Annotated in this window: 23 protein-coding genes; 4 read left to right on the top strand and 19 right to left on the bottom strand. The window is 62.9% G+C overall.

Annotated elements, in window-relative coordinates:
* Window positions 1-127: 127 nt before the first annotated feature.
* The 6 genes from EN859_RS06180 to EN859_RS06155 form a co-directional block, all read right to left on the bottom strand.
* A complete protein-coding gene (locus EN859_RS06180) occupies window positions 128-1,003 on the bottom strand; it encodes a DUF4167 domain-containing protein (RefSeq protein WP_245525494.1) in 876 nt (291 codons plus the stop codon).
* A 338-nt stretch (window positions 1,004-1,341) separates the two neighbouring features.
* Window positions 1,342-2,214 carry a peptide chain release factor N(5)-glutamine methyltransferase gene (prmC, locus tag EN859_RS06175; protein WP_127852428.1) on the bottom strand — a complete coding sequence of 291 codons (873 nt, stop codon included), beginning with the start codon at window positions 2,212-2,214 and terminating at the stop codon, window positions 1,342-1,344.
* Window positions 2,207-3,286: a peptide chain release factor 1 gene (gene prfA, locus EN859_RS06170; protein WP_127852429.1), complete on the bottom strand. Its 1,080-nt coding sequence runs from the start codon at window positions 3,284-3,286 to the stop codon at window positions 2,207-2,209. The genes prmC and prfA overlap by 8 nt, the downstream gene beginning before the upstream one ends.
* Before the next feature lie 16 nt (window positions 3,287-3,302).
* Window positions 3,303-5,573: a phosphoenolpyruvate--protein phosphotransferase gene (gene ptsP / locus EN859_RS06165; RefSeq protein WP_127852430.1), complete on the bottom strand. Its 2,271-nt coding sequence runs from the start codon at window positions 5,571-5,573 to the stop codon at window positions 3,303-3,305.
* A gap of 81 nt (window positions 5,574-5,654) precedes the next feature.
* Window positions 5,655-6,908 (bottom strand): aspartate kinase, encoded by a 1,254-nt coding sequence (locus EN859_RS06160; protein WP_127852431.1) that lies wholly within the window; start codon window positions 6,906-6,908, stop codon window positions 5,655-5,657.
* Between the two features lie 303 nt (window positions 6,909-7,211).
* Window positions 7,212-7,781, bottom strand: a complete 570-nt coding sequence (locus tag EN859_RS06155) for a putative glycolipid-binding domain-containing protein (protein WP_245525493.1) — start codon at window positions 7,779-7,781, stop codon at window positions 7,212-7,214.
* A gap of 213 nt (window positions 7,782-7,994) precedes the next feature.
* On the opposite strand from EN859_RS06155, the gene ubiG reads away from it, so the two are divergent.
* Window positions 7,995-8,744 carry a bifunctional 2-polyprenyl-6-hydroxyphenol methylase/3-demethylubiquinol 3-O-methyltransferase UbiG gene (gene ubiG, locus EN859_RS06150; protein ID WP_127852432.1) on the top strand — a complete coding sequence of 250 codons (750 nt, stop codon included), beginning with the start codon at window positions 7,995-7,997 and terminating at the stop codon, window positions 8,742-8,744.
* Window positions 8,745-8,763: 19 nt separating this feature from the next.
* Here the strand turns inward: ubiG and EN859_RS06145 are convergent, their stop codons facing one another.
* Window positions 8,764-9,678 carry a DMT family transporter gene (locus EN859_RS06145; RefSeq protein WP_127852433.1) on the bottom strand — a complete coding sequence of 305 codons (915 nt, stop codon included), beginning with the start codon at window positions 9,676-9,678 and terminating at the stop codon, window positions 8,764-8,766.
* 101 nt (window positions 9,679-9,779) lie between these two features.
* Between EN859_RS06145 and EN859_RS06140 the strand changes: the two genes are divergently transcribed.
* Window positions 9,780-10,265, top strand: coding sequence for a MarR family transcriptional regulator (locus tag EN859_RS06140; protein ID WP_127852434.1), 486 nt, complete (start codon window positions 9,780-9,782; stop codon window positions 10,263-10,265).
* Window positions 10,266-10,286: 21 nt separating this feature from the next.
* Here EN859_RS06140 and EN859_RS06135 read toward each other — a convergent pair whose 3' ends face one another.
* Genes EN859_RS06135 through EN859_RS06115 form a run of 5 tightly spaced genes read right to left on the bottom strand, consistent with a single transcriptional unit; the run spans window position 10,287 to window position 13,330 of the window.
* Window positions 10,287-10,895, bottom strand: a complete 609-nt coding sequence (locus tag EN859_RS06135; RefSeq protein ID WP_127852435.1) for a hypothetical protein — start codon at window positions 10,893-10,895, stop codon at window positions 10,287-10,289.
* A 35-nt stretch (window positions 10,896-10,930) separates the two neighbouring features.
* Window positions 10,931-11,356, bottom strand: a complete 426-nt coding sequence (locus EN859_RS06130) for a DUF1178 family protein (RefSeq protein WP_127852436.1) — start codon at window positions 11,354-11,356, stop codon at window positions 10,931-10,933.
* Entirely contained in the window at window positions 11,353-12,219 is an 867-nt protein-coding gene (locus tag EN859_RS06125; protein ID WP_127852437.1) for a carbon-nitrogen hydrolase family protein, read from the bottom strand. The genes EN859_RS06130 and EN859_RS06125 overlap by 4 nt, the downstream gene beginning before the upstream one ends.
* 11 nt (window positions 12,220-12,230) lie before the next feature.
* Window positions 12,231-12,500: a glutaredoxin 3 gene (grxC, locus tag EN859_RS06120; protein ID WP_127852438.1), complete on the bottom strand. Its 270-nt coding sequence runs from the start codon at window positions 12,498-12,500 to the stop codon at window positions 12,231-12,233.
* Window positions 12,501-12,529: 29 nt separating this feature from the next.
* Window positions 12,530-13,330, bottom strand: a complete 801-nt coding sequence (locus tag EN859_RS06115) for a ComF family protein (protein ID WP_127852439.1) — start codon at window positions 13,328-13,330, stop codon at window positions 12,530-12,532.
* A gap of 55 nt (window positions 13,331-13,385) precedes the next feature.
* Between EN859_RS06115 and EN859_RS06110 the strand changes: the two genes are divergently transcribed.
* A complete protein-coding gene (locus EN859_RS06110; protein WP_127852440.1) occupies window positions 13,386-14,273 on the top strand; it encodes a methyltransferase domain-containing protein in 888 nt (295 codons plus the stop codon).
* Between the two features lie 31 nt (window positions 14,274-14,304).
* Here EN859_RS06110 and EN859_RS06105 read toward each other — a convergent pair whose 3' ends face one another.
* The 6 genes from EN859_RS06105 to EN859_RS06080 form a co-directional block, all read right to left on the bottom strand.
* Window positions 14,305-14,487, bottom strand: a complete 183-nt coding sequence (locus tag EN859_RS06105) for a Flp family type IVb pilin (RefSeq protein WP_127852441.1) — start codon at window positions 14,485-14,487, stop codon at window positions 14,305-14,307.
* Between the two features lie 129 nt (window positions 14,488-14,616).
* Window positions 14,617-14,934 carry a hypothetical protein gene (locus tag EN859_RS06100; RefSeq protein ID WP_127852442.1) on the bottom strand — a complete coding sequence of 106 codons (318 nt, stop codon included), beginning with the start codon at window positions 14,932-14,934 and terminating at the stop codon, window positions 14,617-14,619.
* A 146-nt stretch (window positions 14,935-15,080) separates the two neighbouring features.
* A complete protein-coding gene (gene mutT, locus EN859_RS06095; protein WP_127852443.1) occupies window positions 15,081-15,503 on the bottom strand; it encodes an 8-oxo-dGTP diphosphatase MutT in 423 nt (140 codons plus the stop codon).
* Window positions 15,500-16,279 (bottom strand): GNAT family N-acetyltransferase, encoded by a 780-nt coding sequence (locus EN859_RS06090; protein ID WP_189501736.1) that lies wholly within the window; start codon window positions 16,277-16,279, stop codon window positions 15,500-15,502. Before EN859_RS06090 ends, mutT begins: the two co-directional genes overlap by 4 nt.
* Window positions 16,279-17,520: a bifunctional glutamate N-acetyltransferase/amino-acid acetyltransferase ArgJ gene (gene argJ, locus EN859_RS06085; protein WP_127852444.1), complete on the bottom strand. Its 1,242-nt coding sequence runs from the start codon at window positions 17,518-17,520 to the stop codon at window positions 16,279-16,281. The genes EN859_RS06090 and argJ overlap by 1 nt, the downstream gene beginning before the upstream one ends.
* 101 nt (window positions 17,521-17,621) lie before the next feature.
* Window positions 17,622-17,927: a hypothetical protein gene (locus EN859_RS06080; RefSeq protein WP_245525492.1), complete on the bottom strand. Its 306-nt coding sequence runs from the start codon at window positions 17,925-17,927 to the stop codon at window positions 17,622-17,624.
* Window positions 17,928-17,965: 38 nt separating this feature from the next.
* On the opposite strand from EN859_RS06080, the gene EN859_RS06075 reads away from it, so the two are divergent.
* Complete coding sequence (locus EN859_RS06075) at window positions 17,966-18,565, top strand: TetR/AcrR family transcriptional regulator (RefSeq protein WP_127852445.1); 600 nt, start codon at window positions 17,966-17,968, stop codon at window positions 18,563-18,565.
* A 244-nt stretch (window positions 18,566-18,809) separates the two neighbouring features.
* Here the strand turns inward: EN859_RS06075 and EN859_RS06065 are convergent, their stop codons facing one another.
* Window positions 18,810-19,727 (bottom strand): peptidylprolyl isomerase, encoded by a 918-nt coding sequence (locus tag EN859_RS06065; RefSeq protein ID WP_127852447.1) that lies wholly within the window; start codon window positions 19,725-19,727, stop codon window positions 18,810-18,812.
* Between the last annotated feature and the right edge of the window lie 237 nt (window positions 19,728-19,964).

Here is a 19,964-nt window from a genome sequence, read left to right as displayed (position 1 = left end):
TGGTGTATAGGCCACGGTCTCTCAAGAAGCCTTGATATCGGTCAACTCATAATATTCGACGTGCGCGCAAAACAAAAACGGCGGAGATTTCTCTCCGCCGTCCAAATGTCCGAAAAGCCTTGTTCGATCAGTTCTCGATCTCGGCAGTGGCAGGTCCGCCGCCAGCATTTTCAGCCGGCACAGCATCCACTTCGCCGGCTGCATTGTCACCACCGCCATCCGCCTGGTCGGCATTGATACGTGGACGGCGCGGACGCCTGGGCCGGCGTGCAGCGCCGTTTTCAGCGGCGGCTTCGTTCAACTCGGCCTGGGCGGCAAGACCCGCCGGCGAAAAGTTTTCGAACTGCGACTGCGGCGCGGGCTCGGCTACGGGCTCGGCCGCAGCAGTTTCTGGCTGCGCCGATGTCTCGTTGCGTCGGTTCTGTTCACCGCGCTGTTGCCCACTCTGCTCGCTGCGCGAACCATACTCGCCGCGCTGGCCGTTCTGGCCGTAACCGCCATTGGGACGACGATCGCGATGGCGGCCGCCGTCGCGATCGTCGCGCCCGCCATTGTCACGCCCACCATTGTCACGATTGTCGCGACCATTTTCCTGGTTCAACGCCAACTCGACCGGCGTGCCGTCGATGACCGGCTGCGGACCCGCACCGTGGTTGACCGGCGCCTCATTGACGTTGGCACCGGCATTTTCGAACTCGTCGCGATCTTCGTCATCGTCGAACTCGTCGCGGTTCTGCTGGGCGTTCTGAATCGGCATCTGCGCCTGCGCAGCAGCAATGATGCGATTGTAGTGCTCGGCATGCTGGAGATAGTTCTCCGCCATCACCCGGTCGCCGGAGCTTTGCGCATCACGGGCAAGGGTTGCGTATTTTTCGGCGATCTGCTGAGCCGACCCGCGGATTTTCACATCCGGGCCGTTGCTCTCGTAATTGCGCGTCAGGGGATTTGGCCCCTTGCGATTGTTATTGTTGTTGCCGCCGCCATTGTTGTTGCGACCGCGCATGCGCCTGTTCTGCTGTTGTGGCCTCATTCGACTCTCTTCATTTTGAAATTTTCGAAAACTCTTCACGATCGGAGGCGCTCATGCAGCCAGCCGTTTCGTTTCTTCACCGGCGTTCGCCCGCATCGATTGCGTTGGCGCCACGTGCCATCCTGTTCCGGTTACATCACTTGCCGGACGATTCCCGCACGAAGCTTGGGCGTCGTTTGCGCAAGAAGGCAGCTATTTCAAAGGAAAACCGAATCGCTAAGAGCACTGCCTGCTTCGTCTCATCCGGTTAAGGCGACCCTAGCCGCATTCCCCGGTATTGCCAAGCGTTTTTTCGCACTGCATCAAGGCTTTCAACCACGTTTGAAGATCAAAACCCTGTCATTTTCGCCAAAATCGCAAAACGCCCCGGCCAACATGTAGCCGGCTGCGCAGAATATAGCCGTAACCTCTTTGCGTTGCGTATAGCCGATCTCGACTGCAATTCTGCCTTCAGCTTCCAAAAAACGCGCCGCTTCAGCGGCGATATTCCGGTAGGGGCTCAGACCATCCACGCCGCCATCAAGGGCTTGGCGTGGGTCGAAATCGCGGACCTCGTCCTGCAGATTTCCAATATCTCTGGATGGTATATAGGGAGGGTTTGCGGCAATTAAATGGTAGCGGCCAGAAACTTTTGCAAACCAGTTGGATTTCAGCGTCTTGAAGCGGTCGGCAAGACCGAGTTGCTGCGCATTGCGCATGGCAGTGGCCAGCGCGCCCTTCGAAATATCGACGCCGGTGGCGGTCGCGGCCGGAACGGCATTGAGCAGCGCCAGCGCGATGGCGCCGGTGCCGGTACCGAGATCGAGGATGCGGCATCCGCCTTGCCGTTCCGCTGTCGCCTTGACGAAGGGCAGCACCGCTTCGACCAATGTCTCGGTGTCCGCCCGCGGCTCCAGCGTTTCCGGTGAGAGCGAAAGGCGCAAGCCATAGAATTCGCGATAGCCGAGGATGCGATGCACCGGTTCGCCGGCGGCGCGCCGTTTCAAGGCAGCATCGATTGCGGCAATCGCAGCGGCATCGACCGATCGTTGCGGATCGGCGATGGCCTGCGTGCGGGTCGTGCCGGAATAATGTTCGACGATCAGCCTGGCATCCAGCATCGGATCCGCGACGCCGGCCACGGCAAGACGTTGCCGCGCTGAACGAAGCAAAGGCCCGAGCGTGCCGGGCAACATGTCAGCCATCGATGCCCATATCGGCGAGCAGCTTCGACTGGTGATCGGCGATCAGCGCATCGATGATCTCGTCGAGCTCGCCCATCATCACCCGGTCGAGCTTGTAGAGAGTCAAATTGATCCGGTGGTCGGTGACGCGCCCTTGCGGGAAATTGTAGGTGCGGATGCGCTCCGAGCGGTCGCCCGAGCCGACCTGCGACTTGCGCGATTCCGAGCGTTCCTCATTAGCCTTGCTGCGCTCGAGATCGTAAAGCCGCGCCCGCAGGATCTGCATGGCTTTCGCCCGGTTCTGGTGCTGCGATTTTTCCGCCTGCACTACCATGATGCCGGTCGGCAAATGGGTGATGCGCACCGCCGAATCGGTGGTGTTGACATGCTGGCCGCCGGAACCGGACGCACGCATCGTGTCGATCCGGATGTCTTCCGCCCGGATGTCGATGTCGACCTCTTCCGCCTCCGGCAGCACGGCAACCGTCGCCGCCGACGTGTGGATGCGCCCGCCGGCCTCGGTCGCCGGCACGCGCTGCACGCGATGCACGCCGGATTCGAACTTCAGGTGTGCAAAGACGCCCTTGCCCGAAACCGTGGCGATGATTTCCTTGTAGCCGCCGACCTCGCCCTCGCTGGCCGACGCCGCCTCGAAACGCCAGCCGTGTGCCGCAGCGTAGCGTTCATACATGCGAAAAAGGTCGCCGGCGAACAGGGCCGCCTCGTCGCCGCCGGTGCCGGCGCGGATTTCAAGGATGGCGTTCTTGTCGTCGGCAGCGTCCTTGGGCAGAAGCAGGATCTGGATGTCCTTCTGCAGCGCTTCGATGCGCTCCTCGACCTCGGGCAGATCCGCCTCGGCCAATGCACGCATCTCGGCGTCCGTGCCCTTGTCGACGAGCATCGCTTCCAGGTCGGCCTGTTCCTGCTCCGCGGCGCGCAGTGCCCTGATCTTTGTCGCCATCTCCTGGATGTCGGCATATTCCGACGCCATCCTGACATAGGCGTCCGCCGCCGGCCCGGCCGACATCTGCGCTTCGAGCATGTCGAAACGCTTGACGACTTGATCCATACGGTCGCGAGGCAGGTTGATCATGGTTTGAGTTCTTGAGTTATAGCGGGATCGAACGATCGTCGGCAAAGGCCTGCAGCAGCGCCCGCATCGGCAGCCCCAGGGCCGGTGCCATGAGATTGTCGTCGAAGAAGGCCTCCAGCTCTTCCAGCGGCAATTCGGTCAGCATCGCCTTGACCGGCCCGATCGAAGCCGGCGACATCGAGATCGACCGGTAGCCGAGGCCGATCAGCGCCATCGCCGAGATCGGCTTGCCGGCGAGTTCCCCGCACAAGGTCACCGGCGTGTGGTTGCGAGCCCCAGCGTCGGCAATCTGCTTCAAGATCCGCAGGAACGGCGTCGACAGCGTATCGAAGCGGTCTGCCAGTTGCGTGTTGCCGCGATCGACCGCCATAACGAACTGGAACAGGTCGTTCGAGCCGACCGAAACGAAATCGACCGCCTTCATCAACTCGTCGAGCTGGAACAGCAGCGACGGCACTTCCAGCATGGCGCCCAACTTGAGGCTGGTCGGCAGATGGTGGGCAAAACGCGACAGATGCCGCACCTCGCGGTCAATGATCTCGCGCGCTTGCGCGATTTCGCTGAGTTCCGTCACCATCGGCAGCATCAGCTTCAATTCGCGTCCGCCGCACGCCTTCAGCAAGGCGCGGATCTGGGTCCTGAGCAGGCCCGGCCGGTCGAGCGTCAGCCGGATCGCCCGCCAGCCGAGCGCCGGGTTTTCTTCCTGGATCGCACCCTTGAAATAGGGCAGCACCTTGTCACCGCCAATATCGATGGTGCGGAAGGTGACAGGCTTGCCGCGCGCCGCTTCGAGCACATCGCGGTAAAGCCGTTCCTGGGCCTCCGCGCGGGGAAAGGTCGAAGCGACCATGAATTGCAGTTCGGTGCGGAACAGGCCGATACCGGCCGCACCCGACTCGACCAGCTGCGGCAGGTCGACGGCCAGGCCGGCATTCATCAAGAGGTCGACCTGGACGCCGTCCTTGGTGACTGACGGCTTCTTGCGCAGTTCGCGGTAGACCTCCTGCCGGCGCGCCCGGAAGCGCACCTTTTCGGCATAGGCGGCTTCAAGGTCGAGCTGCGGGCGCAGATGGATCGTGCCTTCCTCGCCGTCGACAATGATGGCGTCGCCGTTTTCCGCCATGGAAACGGCGCCCTTCATCTGGCCGGCGACCGGGATGCCCATGGCGCGTGCCACGATGACGACATGGCTGGTCGCCGCGCCGTCCTCAAGCACCAGCCCGCGCAGCTTGTCGCGCGGATAGTCGAGCAATTCTGCGGCCCCCATCGAGCGGGCGACGATAATGGCGTCCTTCGGCAGCGAAGCCGCCACATCCTCCGGTCCGCGGCCCATCAGCTGGCGCAGTAACCGGTTGGCAAGATCGTCGAAATCGCTCATCCGCTCGCGCAGATATGGGTCGGTCATGTGCAGCATGCGCGCGCGCATGTCGCTCTGCACCTTTTCAACCGCCGCTTCCGCCGTCAGGCCGTTGCGGATCGCCTCCTCCAGCCTGCGCACCCAACCGCTGTCATTGGCGAACATGCGATAGGCCTCGAGCACCTCGCGATGCTCGCCTTCGAAGGCGACTTCGCGGCGCTCCAGCATGTCGTCAATGGAGAGCCGCAGCGAGCCGAGCGAAGCCTCAAGCCGGCGGACTTCTTCCTCGCTGTCCTCATTGAACAGGTTGGTGACGACGATGCGCGGCTCGTGCAGCACGACATGGCCAAGTCCGACGCCTTCATTAAAGGACAGGCCGGTGAAGCTCACCGGCCGGCGCAAGTCGAGTTCGAGCCCGGGCCGGGTCAGCCGCGCAAGGTCGCCGGTGGCGATCATCTCGGCGATCACCATCGCCGTCGTTTCAAGCGCCTCGACCTCGTCGTCGCGGTAGTGACGCATGGTCTTGTTCTGCACCACCAGCACGCCAAGCGTGCGCCCTGCCCTCAACACCGGAACGCCGAGGAAGGAATTGTAGATCTCCTCCCCGGTTTCGGGCAGGTAGGCGAAGGCGGGATGTTCCTGCGCATTGGAGAGGTTGAGCGGCCGCGCGCTGGCCGCGATCGTGCCGACGAGGCCTTGCCCCAGCCTGAGCTGCGCCAGGTGGACGGCTTTCGGGTTCAGGCCTTCGGTGGCGTAGAGTTCGAGCACCGAATCGGCGCGCAGCACGTAGAGCGAGCAGACCTCGGCGACCATGTTGGAGGCAATGTCGCGCACGATGCGGTCAAGCCGCTCCTGCGGCTCCAGCGGCTCCTGCATGAGCTCGCGGAGCCGTTTCAGCAAAACGCGCGGGCCACTGGCCGTATCACGCATCGCGGCTTTTTCTCCAATGGACATTCTGCCCGCCGCAGTTTCCCCTGCGGCCGGCGCTCACGCAACAACTCAATCAGTCTGCTACTGCTTATCCAGACCGTAGACGGAATGCAAAGTACGAACCGCAAGTTCCGTATAGGGACCATCGATCAGGATCGAAATCTTGATCTCGGAGGTCGTTATGGCGCGAATGTTGATCGCCTTGTCGGCCAGCGCCTTGAAGGCGGTGGCTGCGACGCCGGCATGGCTGCGCATGCCGATGCCGATGACCGAGACCTTCGACATGCCGGCTTCCGACTGCATGACATCATAGCCGATCGAGGCCTTCAGGCGCTCGAGCACGGCAAGCGCCTTGTCGACATCGCCGGATGGCACGGTGAAGGTCATATCGGTGAACTTACCGTCCTCGGAGATGTTCTGGACGATCATGTCGACATTGATGTTGGCTTCCGCCAGCGGCCCGAAAATGCCGGCGGCGACGCCCGGCCGGTCGCCGACACGGCGCAGTGAAATCTGCGCCTCGTCCTTGGCATAGGCAATTCCGGTGACGACCTGCTGTTCCACGATCTCTTCCTCGTCGCAAATGAGCGTTCCGGGCGGATTGAGCAAATCCCCCATTCCGGGCGCGTCGGGGTCGTCGAAGGACGACCGCACGAAGGTACGCACCCTGTGCACCATGGCAAGCTCGACCGAACGCACCTGCAGCACCTTGGCACCGAGCGAGGCCATTTCAAGCATTTCCTCGAACGAAATCTTGGCCAGCCGCCGCGCCTTCGGCTCGATGCGCGGATCGGTCGTGTAGACCCCGTCTACGTCGGTGTAGATGTCGCAGCGGTCGGCCTTGACCGCCGCCGCGATCGCCACCGCGCTGGTGTCGGAGCCGCCACGGCCGAGCGTCGCGATGCGATTATCAGGCCCGATACCCTGGAAGCCGGCAACCACCGCCACCTGGCCCTCGCCGAAGCGCTTGATCAGGAACGCGCCGTCAATGTCGAGGATGCGCGCCGCGCCATGCGCATTGTCGGTCTTGATTGGGATCTGCCAGCCCTGCCAGGAACGGGCATGAACGCCCATGTTCTGCAAGGTGATCGCCAGCAGGCCGGCGGTGACCTGCTCGCCGGAAGCGACAACGGCGTCATATTCACGCGCGTCGTGCATCGGCGAGGCTTCGCGCGTCCATCGGACGAGTTCGTTGGTCTTGCCGGCCATCGCCGAGACCACCACCGCGACCTCATGGCCGGCGTCGACCTCGCGTTTGACATGGCGCGCAACGTTGCGGATGCGGGCGATGTCGGCGACGGAGGTTCCGCCGAATTTCATCACGATGCGCGCCATGGAAGCGAAATGCCTTTGACTGGATGCCTGACCGAAGGCCGAAAAGCGGAAAAAACGCGTCCAGCCAGGCCGAGCCGCTGAATGCGCGGCCTCCATAGCCAAATGATGGCGGTTTCGCAAGGCTGGCAAGGATTCGGCTCCGGCATCTCCTTCATGTCGCGGTTTGACATCGCCCTCCGCGCGATTTTCCGCCGCCTGCCTTGCCTGCGCTACTCGCTGATATCGCTGATCGTCAGGTCGACAACGCCATCGGAGCGATCGAGAGGGTTCGCAACGGGCAGGTGCGAACGGTCAGGTCTTGCTTCAGCCCGACTGCGCTACGCTTTTCCACAGGCCCGGATAGTCGACAATGAAGCCGGACGGCGAAACTTCCATGATCTCGTCGTAGCCGAACATGAGTGCAGCGTAGGCGTATCGAGCCTCGTCGAGACGACGGTAGGTTTGTTCGAGGCGCACAAGCCTGAGTTCGGGAAATGTCAAATAAGCCGCGGGAGCAGGCGTCGCCATCCCGATGTCGAGGTCGAAACGGCGTATCGCCAACAGATTCGAAGCGGGTGTGAAGCCGAGGTCGACATCGATGAGGCCAGCGACTTCCGTGTGCGGCTCGCCGTTCAGCGTCCATTGACCGCCGGCAAGTCGCTCAATTGCATAGTGCAGCTCTTGCGTGCCGAGAAAGCCGTCGACCCGCGCCGAGCGGGTGTGCCAGCCGGGATCGCGATCCACTTCGTATGAAACGCTGCATGGCTTGCCGTCCTGGATGAAAAAGGCCTGCCCCCTCAGGCTCTGCCCGCCGCCCGATTGCGAAAGCAGGCAGGCGTCGTGGCCCTCCAGGTCAAGGCGGCGCCAAAGGATCGAAGCTAGGGTTCGCATCATTGGTCTGCTCCGCTGGAAGGATGCCTCTGCTTCGTCCGCCAGGGCAATTCTGTTCCACCATGGGGAGCACCAAGCTGACATGTACTGACAGAATGCCGGCGAAATTCCCGGCATCCGCTGGCGTCATCAGCGCCGCTCCATCGGCCGGCGAAATTCCTGCCTTGACATTCGCCGCCCGGCGCCCGACTTCCTAGCGTTCGAGGAGACCACACCATGCCAGAGCCCCGACGATCGACGGTCGATGCCGGAGAAGTGGAGCGTTTCTCCGCTCTTGCCGCCGAATGGTGGAATCCGAACGGCAAATTCCGCCCGCTGCACAAGTTCAATCCGGTCCGGCTGGCCTATATCCGCGACCAGGTTACGGCGCGCTTTGGCCGCGACCCGCGCGCGGCGCGGCCGTTCGAAGGCTTGCGCTTCCTCGACATCGGTTGCGGCGGCGGGCTTTTGTGCGAGCCAATGGCCCGGCTCGGCGCCGAAGTGGTAGGCGCCGACGCGTCCGCCACCAATATCGAAGTCGCCAAGCTGCACGCGGCGGAGGGTGGCGTAACGGTCGATTACCGCGCCACCACCGCCGAAGACCTGGCCGACGCCGGCGAGAAATTCGACGTCATCCTCAACATGGAAGTGGTCGAGCATGTCGCCGACATCGACCTGTTCGTGGCCAAGTGCGGCGAGATGCTCAAGCCCGGCGGCATCATGTTCGTGGCGACGATCAACCGTACGCTGAAGGCGCTAGGCCTGGCCATCATCGGCGCTGAATACGTGCTGCGCTGGCTGCCGCGCGGCACCCATCAGTTCGGCAAGCTGGTGCGTCCGGAAGAGCTCGAAAAGGCGCTCGGCGGCGCTGGCCTGACCGTCGTCGACCGCATCGGCGTCGTCTACCATCCGCTCGCCGACCGCTGGCAGCGCTCAAAGGACATGGACGTCAACTACATGATGCTGGCGGAGAAAGCATCCGCCTGAACCTTCTCGCGCCACCTTTTCACGCCGCTTGGCTTTGCACCCGGGTGGCAACCTGGTTTTGCGCTTTGGCGGTGATGAGCACGCCGATGGTGATGATGGCGGCGCCTGCCCAGGTCAGCAGCTGATAGTGCTCGCCGAGAAAGACCGTGCCGGCAAACAGCCCGACTGCGGCCGCAACATAGCCGATCTGGCTGAGATAGACCGGACCGCCGACCGCCTGCAGCCGGAAGAAGAAGGCGAACATCGCCGAGGCCGATGCGGCTTGCCCGAGGACCACCAGCGGCACGCTGCCGAGCGAGCCGAACGCACTGCCGCCCTGCAGCACCAGGGTGCCGCAGAAAAGCAGCGCAGCCGCGGCCAAATGGCTGCCGACCGCAAGCTCGATCGGGCCGGTGCCTTCAGGCCAGTCGACCGTGCGGTAGATGTTGCCGGCGGCCAGACTGACCGGAACGAGTAGCCCGACCAGCACCCAGAAGATTTCGGCCGGCTGGCCGGCCTCGCCGCGCGTTGCCGCCACCATCACCGCACCGGCGAAGCCGACGGCAATGCCGATAACACCCAGCATATTGGGTCGCCTGACGCCAAGCAGGATCGAGAACATCAACGTGATGACCGGCGACAGTGTGAACATGATGCCGGTGTAGCCGGCGCCAAGATGCGGAATCGCAGAGAACATCAACAGGTTGGGGAAGGCGTAGGACACCGCCGCGGTGATGAAAAAATAGCGCAGCTTGTGCGCAGAGAGCCGAATGCGCTGGCCGCTCAGCAGCATCACCCCTAAAAGCACGCCGCCGGCACCGAGCGAGATGACGAGGGCCCATACCATGGCCGGAACGCCGGCTGCCGTCGCGATCTTGCCGAATGGCAGCGTCAGGCCGAGCAGGCCACCGGTGACGACCAGCAGGCCGAGCGCCGAATCCCAGAGAAATTTCATCTTATGGTCCTGTGCTCGAACCGCGGCCCTTGGCCAGTCTTATATCTTCGGGTAAGATAGTGCAAAGATTCTTAACGTCAAGATATTTAATGGCGAGATAAATGGATCGTGCAGCGAAAGCTATCGAGCAGTGGAAGAGAGAGCGGCCGGATCTGGATGTTACTCCGATGGCCGTGCTCGGGCGGTTGAGCGAAGCCGCGTCGTTGATTGCACGCGAGCGCCTCGCTCCGCTGTTTGCCCGCTTCGGACTGCAATCCGGGGAATTCGACGTGCTGGCGACACTGCGCCGTTCCGGCTCACCTTATGCACTGACGCCGACCGCTCTCTATGAGGCGACGATGGTGACGTCTGGCGCCATGACCAACCGGCTCGATCGGCTCGAGAAGGCCGGATTGATCCGCCGCGCGCCGCATCCGAGCGATCGGCGTGGCGTTGTGGTGCAACTGACCGAGAAAGGCCGCGACCTCATCGACGAGGCGCTTGCCGCCCACCTCGCCAATGAGCACCAGATACTTTCAGGCCTGACACGCACCGAGCGAGAGGCGCTCGCAAACTTGCTCCGCAAGTTGATCGCAAGCTTGAGTTAATACTTGCGAAGAGGATTAATTCTACCTCAACTTCGCCGCTGATCTTCTGCTACGCCGCTCTCTAATGATAACGATTTTTTGCAACAGCCAGTCCGGAACACCAAGGTAACGCGCGGCTTCAAGCTCTCCCGCAAAGGCGCGTTCAGCCATCGCGATGTCACCCATGTCAGGCAGGGCATCCAACATCCTCTCGGCCTCATCAAACGCTTCAGTTGCCTTAGGAAGTCCTTTGATGGAAGCTAGTTGCCGCCGAATACACACCTGCTCAATGCGCTGGCGCAATTCCTCACGATACTCGATGCCAACGCGCGCGAGACGCGCATGCGTTGCCTCATGCACGATCACTGACGCAATGAGCTCAGACGACGTCTTTTCGTCGAGCACGAACCTTTGGTCGAGCTCGCAAGTCCAGGTACTTTTCTTGAACTGTCCGCGATAGGGAATGGCCCAAACCCAAATGCGACGCAGATCTCGCACAAGCCTGCGATAACGGATTGGATCGTATTGGCGAATGAGCGACAGGGCCTCTACCACCCGATCGATCTCTTGCTGATCGCCAGCGATCAGCAAACGGTCCACCACCAAACTGTCTGAGGCTTTCAGCCAAGCCCATTCGAAGAACCTCTCCATGAGACTCGAATGAATTGCTTGTTGCTGCTTTGCGCTCAGTTCCGGTCCTCCGGAAAGCTCGGGATCGGCATGAATTCGACACCGTCCTCGGCCAGGCTCCTGGCTTCCTCCAGCGTCGCTTCGCCATAGATGCCGCGCGGATCGCTCTCGCCGAAATGGATCTTGCGCGCTTCCTCCGCGAATTTGTCGCCGACATAGTCGGCATTCTCGCGCACCTTGTCGGCCAGCGCCTTCAATTGCGCCAGTGCCTGCTTCTGCGCCTCGCCCAATGCGAGTGCTATTTTTTCTTGCTTGCGCCCGGTGGAAACTGCAGGCGCCATCAGCGCCTTTTGCACCTTATGCGAGCCGCAGGCCGGGCAATCGACGAAGCCGCGCTTCTTCTGGGTGTCGAAGTCGTCGTTGTTGCGGAACCACGCTTCGAATTCGTGTTCATGCTCGCAGATAAGGGAAAAGCGGATCAAAAGGCTGCACCTCTCAGACGCGGTGTTTCGACCGGTCCGGCATTCACGGCAAAATCCCGCGCATTCTTCAGGTTGGGAATCTTCTTGCGCGCCGCAACCGACTGCGCCGGGTCGATCTCGGCAAAGATCACGGCCGGCTGGTCATGCGCCGCCTCGGCAATGATGCGGCCCCACGGATCGACGATCAGCGAATGACCATAAGTCTCGCGGCCGTCCTCGTGCAATCCGCCCTGCGCCGCGGCAACGACATAGGCGCCGTTCTCAATCGCCCGCGCCCGCAGCAATATGTGCCAGTGCGCTTCGCCGGTCTGGCGTGTGAAGGCTGCGGGTACGGTCAGCAGATCGGCGCCAGCCAGCGCCTCGGCGCGGAACAGTTGCGGAAAGCGCAGGTCGTAGCAGACGGCGAAGCCGAGCTTCGCACCATCGATGCCGGTGACAATGGCCTCGGTGCCGGGCTCATAGGCGGCGGATTCGCGCCAGCTCTCGCCATTGTCGAGATCGACGTCGAACATGTGGATCTTGTCATAGGTGGCTATCGTCGCGCCATCAGGCCCGACCAGCAACGCGCGGTTGGCGAGCTTGCCGTCGGCACGCAGGATGGCGGTCGAGCCGATATGCAGGAAAATGCCGAGCTCCCTGGCCAACTTCCGCGACGTCGAGACGATGATGTCCTTGTCCTCGGAGGTGAACGAGGCGGCGCGCGCTTGCCTGTCGCGAACCAGCGCACCGGTCATCTCCGGAGTTTGGACATAGGTCGCGCCCTGGCCTGCAGCCTCGCGCACCAGCCGCTCCAGGTCGACCGCGTTGCGCTCCGGGCTGGTACCCGAACGCATCTGGATCGCCGCCGCCTTGAAAACACCCATCGTCCTCTCCCTTACGTCATCGAACTGTTGGCGAGCAGTTTGTCCAGTTGGCCCCGCGCCTCCAATTCGTGGAGATCGTCGGAGCCGCCGACATGCGTATTGCCGATGAATATTTGCGGAAACGTCGAGCGTCCATTTGCGCGGGAAATCATTTCCCGGCGCAGTTCCGGCGAGAACGAGGCGTCGTGCTCGATGTAAGCGACGCCCTTGCTTTCCAGCAGCCGCTTGGCCGCCACGCAATAGCCGCACATCATGCGAGTGTAGATCGTCACGTCGATCATCGGTCAGCAATCCTGCCTTGTTCCAAACATTATATAGTCGCGGACTCATCGGCCCGGAAGTCCCCGGGCAGCACACGGGCAAAGGTCAGCACGTCGACCGTTCCAGCGCCGCCCTTCTTCAGCGCCTTGGCGACCGCGCGGACGGTGGCGCCGGTGGTATAGACATCGTTGATCAACAGCACCCGGCGGCCGGAAATCTCTATTTCCGCCTCGGCGGGGACGCGGAATGCGGCACGTACATTTTCCTCGCGCTCCTGCCGCTCCAACCCGACCTGCTGGCGGGTGAGCTTCACCCGCCTGATCGCGGAGGGCGAGAAAGGCAAGCCGCTGAGCTGCGATACAGCTCTTGCCAGTTCAGCCGACTGGTTGAACTGCTGCCTGAAAAAGCGCCGCCAGTGCAGCGGCACCGGCACGACCACATCCGCCTCGGTGATCAGTTCGGCGCCGGCGCGCAGCATCCAGCGCGCCATCCAGGGTGCCAGATCGGTGCGGTCCTGGTATTTCAGCCCTTGCACCATCTGGCGGGCGACACCCGAATAAGCAACGGCCGCCCGCGCGCGCTCGAAGGGCGGCGGATCGGCGATCGCCTCGGCGGATAGGAATCCTTCGCCCATGTCGTGGGTGAACGGCGTTCCCATCACCGCGCACCATGGCCGCTCCAGAAGCCTGAGCTTCGGCCAGCAGAAGCCGCACAGCACGCCGGGCTGCGAGACATGGCGGCGGCAGCCGGCACAGACCGGAGGAAACAGAATGCGCGCCGGCCAGCCCAATGCCTGTCGAGCGACACTCTTGATCCCAATGATCTTGATCTTCGGCATCGGATCGGCCACGTGGTTGGTTCTCCGCGCCACTATATCGAAGAGTGGAGAAACAGGAACTCGTCCGTTGCAGCCCATATTCGACACCTCGCTCTGGCTGGCGCGCAAGCGCCGGGCACTGGCCCGTCCGGTGAGTGGCGCCGATTTCCTGATGCGGCGGGCGGCCGAAGACCTGGCTGATCGGCTGGGTGCTGTCGAGCGCAAATTCGGCAAGGCGGCCGTGCTGTTTTGCCAGACGCCGGCGGCAGCGGAGGTGCTCGCCGAAAGCGGCAAGGTGGCGGATATCGTGCGCGTGGAAGCCGACGCTGTCTTCCTGGGCGGCAGACCGGGACTGCTGGCACCGATGGAAACGGTGCCGTTCGAACCGGAAAGCCTCGATCTCGTCGTCTCTCTGTTGTCGCTGCAGGCGATGAACGACATTCCCGGCATGCTGGCGCAGATCCGCCGCGCGCTGCGCCCTGACGGGCTTTTCCTCGGCGCTTTTGCCGGCGCCGGCACGCTGTCCGAATTGCGCGAAAGCCTGCTTGCTGCCGAGACCGAGCTTTATGGCGGCGCCAGCCCGCGTGTCATTCCGTTCACCGATGTCCGCGACGCCGGCGCGCTTTTGCAGCGCGCAGGCCTGGCTCTGCCGGTCGCCGACGTCGAGACGGTCACTGTGCGCTACGATTCCCTGTTTGGCCTGATTGCCGATCTGCGGGCCATGGGCGAGACCAGCGCGCTCGCCGATCGCAGCAGGCGACCGGGCACGCGAAACCTGTTTGCCCGCGCCGCCGAAATCTATGCCGAACGGTTTTCGGACGCCGACGGCCGCGTCAGGGCAAGTTTCTCGATCGTCTGGCTGTCTGGCTGGGCACCGGATGCATCGCAGCAAAAGCCGCTGAAGCCCGGCTCGGCAAAAGTATCGCTGAAGACAATATTGGAAAATCCTGGATTGGAAAATCCTGGCGAGCGCTGACCGGATTCTCCGGATCGCGTGGCCGGAGGGATCAGTTCTGAGATAAAGCGTTCACAATCGTGCTGCTGTTGTCACTGAACAGCCACTCGATCGCGTTAGCGGCCTGGCCGACGCCGCCAACGATGGCGAGCGATAGCACGGCGACGAGGAGGCCGTATTCGATGGCTGTGGCGCCTGTTTCGTCTTGCAAGAACCGTTGCAGCAGTGATTTCATGACCGTCGATCCCTCTTGCCGGGCACCTTAACGCCGACCTGTTAAGAAAGGTTAACGGCACAGGCTTAACAGGCGGTGAAACAAGGCCTCCGCCGGAGCTCAACCTAAGGTTCTGTTGACCTTGTTCCTTCAGCAATCGCCGTTGCGGGTGCCATTGTCGTGTATCACGCAGACAGAACTGGGCAGTGGCTGCAGCACGCTTCTGCGCAGCGTATAGGTGTCGCGACGGCCGATCGAACCGGTGTTCATCGTGTCGAGGCCGGCGACAAGACCGTCGCGGCCGGATTGCAATCGCGTCTGGCTGTCAAGGAGGGGGGTCGCGATCAAAGCCAGCGCCACCGCGGCCGAGCCGAACAGCAGCGTGATGCGCAAAATGCCCATGCCGGCATCGGCGGCGCGAAAACTGCGGTCAGGCCGGATCGAGTCCCAATCCTTGTCCAGGTTCATGCAATCGCTCCCCAGTTCCAACGCGAAACGAATTTCTAATTCATCATACTAATCGGCGACGCGCCAGGATACGGTCTCGCCTCAATTTTTCACGACGAGATAAATCTTCCATTAACGCTGCCTAAAACCGGCAGGAATGGTGCAACTTACAAAAGATCGATGAGGAACTGGACGAGCGGCGCGTCGGCCGGCGGCATCGGATAGTCGCGCATCTGCCGCGGCCTCACCCATTTCAGCGCCTGGCCCTCTTTTGGCTGCGCAATGCCCCTGAAGCGGCGGCAGACGAACAGCGGCATCAGCAGGTGAAAATGGTCATAGGAATGGCTTGCGAAAGTCAGCGGCGCCAGGCATGGAACCTCCGTCTCGATGCCGATTTCCTCGTGCAGTTCGCGGATGAGGCATTGTTCCGGCGTCTCGCCGGGCTCGACCTTGCCGCCTGGAAACTCCCACAGGCCGGCGAGCTGCTTACCTTCGGGGCGCCGCGCCAGCAACACGCGCCCGTCCGCATCGACCAGCGCGCAGGCAGCGACCAGGAGCAAGCGCTTGCCGGCAATGTTTGGGCCGGTCATGTTTCGGGCGGCCGGCGGTAGTGATAGCGGTAGACTTCGTCGAAGCCCAGCGACCGATAGAGCGCCAGCGCCGGCGCATTGTCGGCCTCGACCTGCAGCCAGGCCTCCCGCGCGCCGCGCAGCCGCGCCCATTTCAGCGCCGACAAGATGAGATTGCGGCCGTGGCCCTTGTTGCGCACGGACTTGTCTGTGGCGACCTCGAACAGTCCGGCAAGATCGCCGTCATGGACGCAGATCAGCGTCGCCAGCGGCTCGGTGCCCTCTTCGAGAGCAAATAGCCCGGCCTCCGGCTGGATGGCGCCGATGATCTCCGACAGGCCCGGCCGCAGCGACGCATCCGAGCCGCTCACCTTGAGCGCCGCGCCGATGAAGCGGCTGATGTCCTTCAGTGGAATCTGGTCCATCGCCGTGTCGACCTGGGTGCCCGCCAGCGGCAGCCGCATCACCAGCGACTCCGCGAACGTGCTCCAGCCCTCGCTGTCGAGATGGCTGGAAAGAACGGGTCCCGACAGCGGCGAGATCCGGAAGGTCAGCGGCCTGCCATAGGCGTCGAAACGCCGGCCGGCGCGACCGATGCGCTCGGGAATGTGCTGGACATCGCCTGGATCGAGCGGATTGACCGAGTTCAGCCGCTTGGCCGGATGGCCGGCCGTCAGCCGCACCACCCAGGTTCCGTCATAATGGACGGCCGCCGCTGGCCAGGCGCGAAAGCCGGCCGCCTCGTAGCGGCGCACGATCGCGAGCACGCTTGCCGGATGTCTGGAAACCAACGCCATCAGCTCCGATAATCGCCGTTGATGGCGACATACTCCTTGGTGAGGTCGCAGGTCCACACCGTTGCCTTGCCGCGGCCGATGCCGATGTCGGCGCGGATGCGGATCTCGTCGCGCTTCATATACGCCGATGTCGCCTCCTCGGAATAGGCTGGATCGCGCTCGCCCTCGTGTGCCAGCCTGATATCGCCGAACCAGATCGACAGCCTGTCGCGGTCGGCGGGTTCGCCAGCCTTGCCGACGGCCATGACGACGCGACCCCAATTGGCGTCCTCGCCGGCAACCGCCGTCTTGACCAGCGGCGAATTGGCGATCGACAGCGCGATGCGCTTGGCCGAGCGGGCCGATTTTGCGCCGGTGACGGTGACTTCGACCTGCTTGCGGGCGCCTTCGCCGTCGCGCACCACCTGTAGCGCCAGCGATTTCAGCACCTTGCCGAGGGCACGGCGGAATGCGCCGAGGCGCGCATCCTTCACGTCGGCTATATCAGGTACACCGCGCTTGGCGGCTGTGCCGGTGGCGAAGATCAGCAGCGTATCGCTGGTCGAGGTGTCGCTGTCGACCGTGACCGCATTGAAGGTCTTGGCCGTGCCGCGCGACAACAGGTCCTGCAGCACCGATGCTGCGATCGGCGCATCGGTGGCGATGAAGGAAAGCATCGTCGCCATGTCGGGCGCGATCATGCCTGCGCCCTTGGCGATGCCGTTGATGGTGACGTCGGCGTCGCCGAGCTTGACCGTCGCGGTCGCCACTTTCGGATAGGTGTCCGTGGTCATGATGGCGTTGGCCGCCTCGGTCCACAGGTCGGGCTTGCCGTCCTTGACCAGCCTGGTGAGCAGGTGGCTGAACTTTGCCGTGTCGAGTGGCTCGCCGATGACGCCAGTGGAGGCCAGGAACACTTCGCCCGGCGTGCATCCCGCCGCCTTGGCCGCCGCCTCGCCGGTCAATGCGGTGGACGCACGACCCTTCTTGCCGGTGAAGGCGTTGGCGTTACCCGAATTGACGACCAGCACGCGCGCCTTGCCGGCGCCAAGATTCTGCCGGCAGAAATCGACTGGCGCCGACGGGCATTTCGACTTGGTGAACACGCCAGCGACCGTGGTGCCGGCGTCGAAGACCATGGCCAGCAGGTCGGTACGGTTCTTGTATTTGATCCCGGCCTCGGCGGTCGCGATGCGCACGCCCTCGATGGCAGGCATTTTGGGATATTTCTTCGGCGCAAGCGGTGAAATCGTTGCGGACATGGAGACCTCGGGCGGGAAAATCGCGAAAGGAACGCCGGTTTGCCCGATACGGCGCGCCGGCGCAAGCCGTTTTCAGAGCCAACGCCGCCCTTGATCCATCGTCATTGCGCAGGGTTGAGGAAACCCCGGAACGTCTTCTGCACGCCCGGGATCAGCCCCCATATCATGATCGTCACCATAAGCGGCGCGATAATCAGCGTGCGCTGCCAGATCGGCCAGTCCGCTGTCAGCGGAAAGATCACGTACAGGATGGCCGTGATCAGCGGATAGACGCCGAGCAGGACCAGAAGCGCAAAGCGCGGGCGCGAGAAACGCGTGGCGGTGGCAGTTGAGGTCATTGCCTTCTCTTTATCGATACGAAACGTTCCGTTATATAAAACGGGCCGTTTCGTTTCGTCAAGGGTCATGTATGATTGCCGATGAAATCTTGGATAAGGAAAAGGTGATGGGTGAGGACGCGGATCCAGCGCGCAAATCGATTGGGGCGCGGCGCAACCCCGAAAGTGCCGATGCCATTCTCGATGCTGCCGAATCGCTGCTGGCCGAGGCCGGCTATTCCGGCTTTTCGATCGAGGCCGTGGCGCGGCGGGCTCGTGCGGGAAAACCGACGATCTATCGCTGGTGGCCGAGCAAGGCCGCCCTGCTGCTCGAAGTCTATCAACGGCAAAAGCGCGTCGACAATCCCCACACCGGCAACCTCGAGGATGACCTCGTCGGCTTCCTGGAGAGCCTGTTCTCGCATTGGCGTGAAACGTCGTCGGGCAGCGTGTTCAGGTCGCTGATCGCCGAGGCGCAGTCGGATGAAGCCGCGTCCGCCGCCCTTGCCGAATACGCAACAGGACGCCGCGCCCATACCGGCCAGATGATCGAGCGCGCCAAGGCGCGCGGCGAGGTTGCGGCCGATGTCGAGCCCGCACTCGTCGCCGACCTGATCGCCTCCTATGCCTGGACGCATCTCCTGACCAATCGCCTCGCAGAGGACGAAGCGACTATACGCAGGGCGGTCCGCTATGTGATGCGAGGCATAATTGCTCGCAATCGCTGAGGCGATCGGCGGCTTGATTGAAAAGACAATGCAAGCGGGAGGCAAGGAGTTTTGTCCGCGGGACGGTCTGGCCGCTGTTCTGGGCGATGATGCTGCTGGTGCGCGCACCGGAATTCACCGGCGCGTTCGCCGCCGGTGATCCGGCGGCGTTCGAGGCACCAACCACAGGTACCCCACTACAAGTAGCAAGTCTTCCGGAAGCGACAGGGCACTGCGCAGCACCCTGTCCAGGCGCGGGCTGAACCTACTTCGAGCTCTCCAGTGCGTCGACCGACTTCTTCAGCGTCTCGTCCGGGATTTCGACCTTGGCGGCTGCGCGCAGCGTCTTGACCAGGGCAAAATACTTGTCGCGGATGACGGCCTGACGAGCCTGGTCCTTGACCTGTTCGTAGGCCGGCGGCTGCTTGGTGCGCTTGTCCTCGAGCTTGATGACGTGCCAGCCGAACTGCGACTGCACTGGCTGCTCAGTGTATTTACCGACTTCGAGCGCGAAGGCCGCCTTGTCGAATTCCGGCACCATCTGGCCAGGCCCGAACCAGCCGAGATCGCCGCCGCTGGTCTTGCCGCTCGGATCGCTGGTGTGCTCGTTGGCGAGCTTCTGGAAATCGGCGCCGCCGTCGAGCTGCTTGATGATCGCCTCGGCCTCTTCCTTCGTCTTCACCAGTATGTGACGGGCATGCACCTCGTTGACCGGCGGCGTGTTGGCGACTTCCTGGTCATAGCGGGCGCGGACTTCCGCGTCGGTGACCTTGTCGACGACGCCCTTTTCGACCATCTCGCCATGCAGCGCACGCTGCTGCAGGAATGCCATGCGGCGCTGGAATTCAGGGTCCTTGTCGAGCCCGGTGGTGACCGCCTGGGCAGCCATGACGCGGATCTCGATGGCCGCTGAAAGGGCGGCAGCGCGACGCTGTTCGGCCGGAAGCTGCGCGAACTGCTGCGACAGTTCGCCCTCGGCAAGCCCAAGATCTGCCTCGGTCAGCTTCTGGCCGTTGACCGTTGCGACCACGGCGTTCGGGTCGACCGGCTTTGCTGCCGGTGCTGCGGCGTCGGGCTGGGCGGGGGCGGCTTCCTGCGCCATCAGCGGCGACAGCGACAGAGCCGACAACCCGAATGCCAGGCCAAGGCTGGCGAGCGACGCACGGCGGAACAATAAGGACATTACGATTGACTCCAATGGGGATAGCTAGAGCGGGACGGCTTCCAGACCAGCCTGATTGTGGCGGAATTTGGCGCGGCCCGCAGGACGAGCGCGGCGTTGACATCAGTTGAGCCCCCTCTTATCTGTCCAACGACTTTGCGTCCAGAACCGTTTTCCGGGCGCTTTTTGCGTTTGTCTGTTCACGCGGAATTGATGGGGCCGCCCGGCGCCCGTCGCAACGATTAGAATGCTATCGAA

The sequence above is a fragment of the Mesorhizobium sp. M00.F.Ca.ET.216.01.1.1 genome, assembly GCF_004010325.2.
Lineage (GTDB): Bacteria > Pseudomonadota > Alphaproteobacteria > Rhizobiales > Rhizobiaceae > Mesorhizobium.
Note: the sequence above shows the minus strand (reverse complement) of the source record. Positions and strands in the feature narration are given on the sequence as shown.

Bases quoted from the DNA above. Each gene is read 5' to 3' on its own strand.
- ptsP (WP_127852430.1), bottom strand. From the start codon at position 5,573: ATGCGTGATACGGCCAGTGGCCCGCGCGTTTTGCTGAAACGGCTCCGC.
- grxC (WP_127852438.1), bottom strand. From the start codon at position 12,500: ATGATCGACGTGACGATCTACACTCGCATGATGTGCGGCTATTGCGTG.
- EN859_RS06105 (WP_127852441.1), bottom strand. From the start codon at position 14,487: ATGAAATCACTGCTGCAACGGTTCTTGCAAGACGAAACAGGCGCCACA.
- EN859_RS06140 (WP_127852434.1), top strand. From the start codon at position 9,780: ATGGATCGTGCAGCGAAAGCTATCGAGCAGTGGAAGAGAGAGCGGCCG.
- EN859_RS06065 (WP_127852447.1), bottom strand. From the start codon at position 19,727: ATGTCCTTATTGTTCCGCCGTGCGTCGCTCGCCAGCCTTGGCCTGGCA.
- EN859_RS06160 (WP_127852431.1), bottom strand. From the start codon at position 6,908: ATGGCGCGCATCGTGATGAAATTCGGCGGAACCTCCGTCGCCGACATC.
- EN859_RS06155 (WP_245525493.1), bottom strand. From the start codon at position 7,781: ATGATGCGAACCCTAGCTTCGATCCTTTGGCGCCGCCTTGACCTGGAG.
- EN859_RS06075 (WP_127852445.1), top strand. From the start codon at position 17,966: ATGGGTGAGGACGCGGATCCAGCGCGCAAATCGATTGGGGCGCGGCGC.
- EN859_RS06090 (WP_189501736.1), bottom strand. From the start codon at position 16,279: ATGGCGTTGGTTTCCAGACATCCGGCAAGCGTGCTCGCGATCGTGCGC.
- mutT (WP_127852443.1), bottom strand. From the start codon at position 15,503: ATGACCGGCCCAAACATTGCCGGCAAGCGCTTGCTCCTGGTCGCTGCC.
- argJ (WP_127852444.1), bottom strand. From the start codon at position 17,520: ATGTCCGCAACGATTTCACCGCTTGCGCCGAAGAAATATCCCAAAATG.
- prfA (WP_127852429.1), bottom strand. From the start codon at position 3,286: ATGATCAACCTGCCTCGCGACCGTATGGATCAAGTCGTCAAGCGTTTC.
- ubiG (WP_127852432.1), top strand. From the start codon at position 7,995: ATGCCAGAGCCCCGACGATCGACGGTCGATGCCGGAGAAGTGGAGCGT.
- EN859_RS06080 (WP_245525492.1), bottom strand. From the start codon at position 17,927: ATGACCCTTGACGAAACGAAACGGCCCGTTTTATATAACGGAACGTTT.
- EN859_RS06145 (WP_127852433.1), bottom strand. From the start codon at position 9,678: ATGAAATTTCTCTGGGATTCGGCGCTCGGCCTGCTGGTCGTCACCGGT.
- EN859_RS06125 (WP_127852437.1), bottom strand. From the start codon at position 12,219: ATGGGTGTTTTCAAGGCGGCGGCGATCCAGATGCGTTCGGGTACCAGC.
- EN859_RS06135 (WP_127852435.1), bottom strand. From the start codon at position 10,895: ATGGAGAGGTTCTTCGAATGGGCTTGGCTGAAAGCCTCAGACAGTTTG.
- EN859_RS06180 (WP_245525494.1), bottom strand. From the start codon at position 1,003: ATGCGCGGTCGCAACAACAATGGCGGCGGCAACAACAATAACAATCGC.
- EN859_RS06100 (WP_127852442.1), bottom strand. From the start codon at position 14,934: ATGAACCTGGACAAGGATTGGGACTCGATCCGGCCTGACCGCAGTTTT.
- prmC (WP_127852428.1), bottom strand. From the start codon at position 2,214: ATGGCTGACATGTTGCCCGGCACGCTCGGGCCTTTGCTTCGTTCAGCG.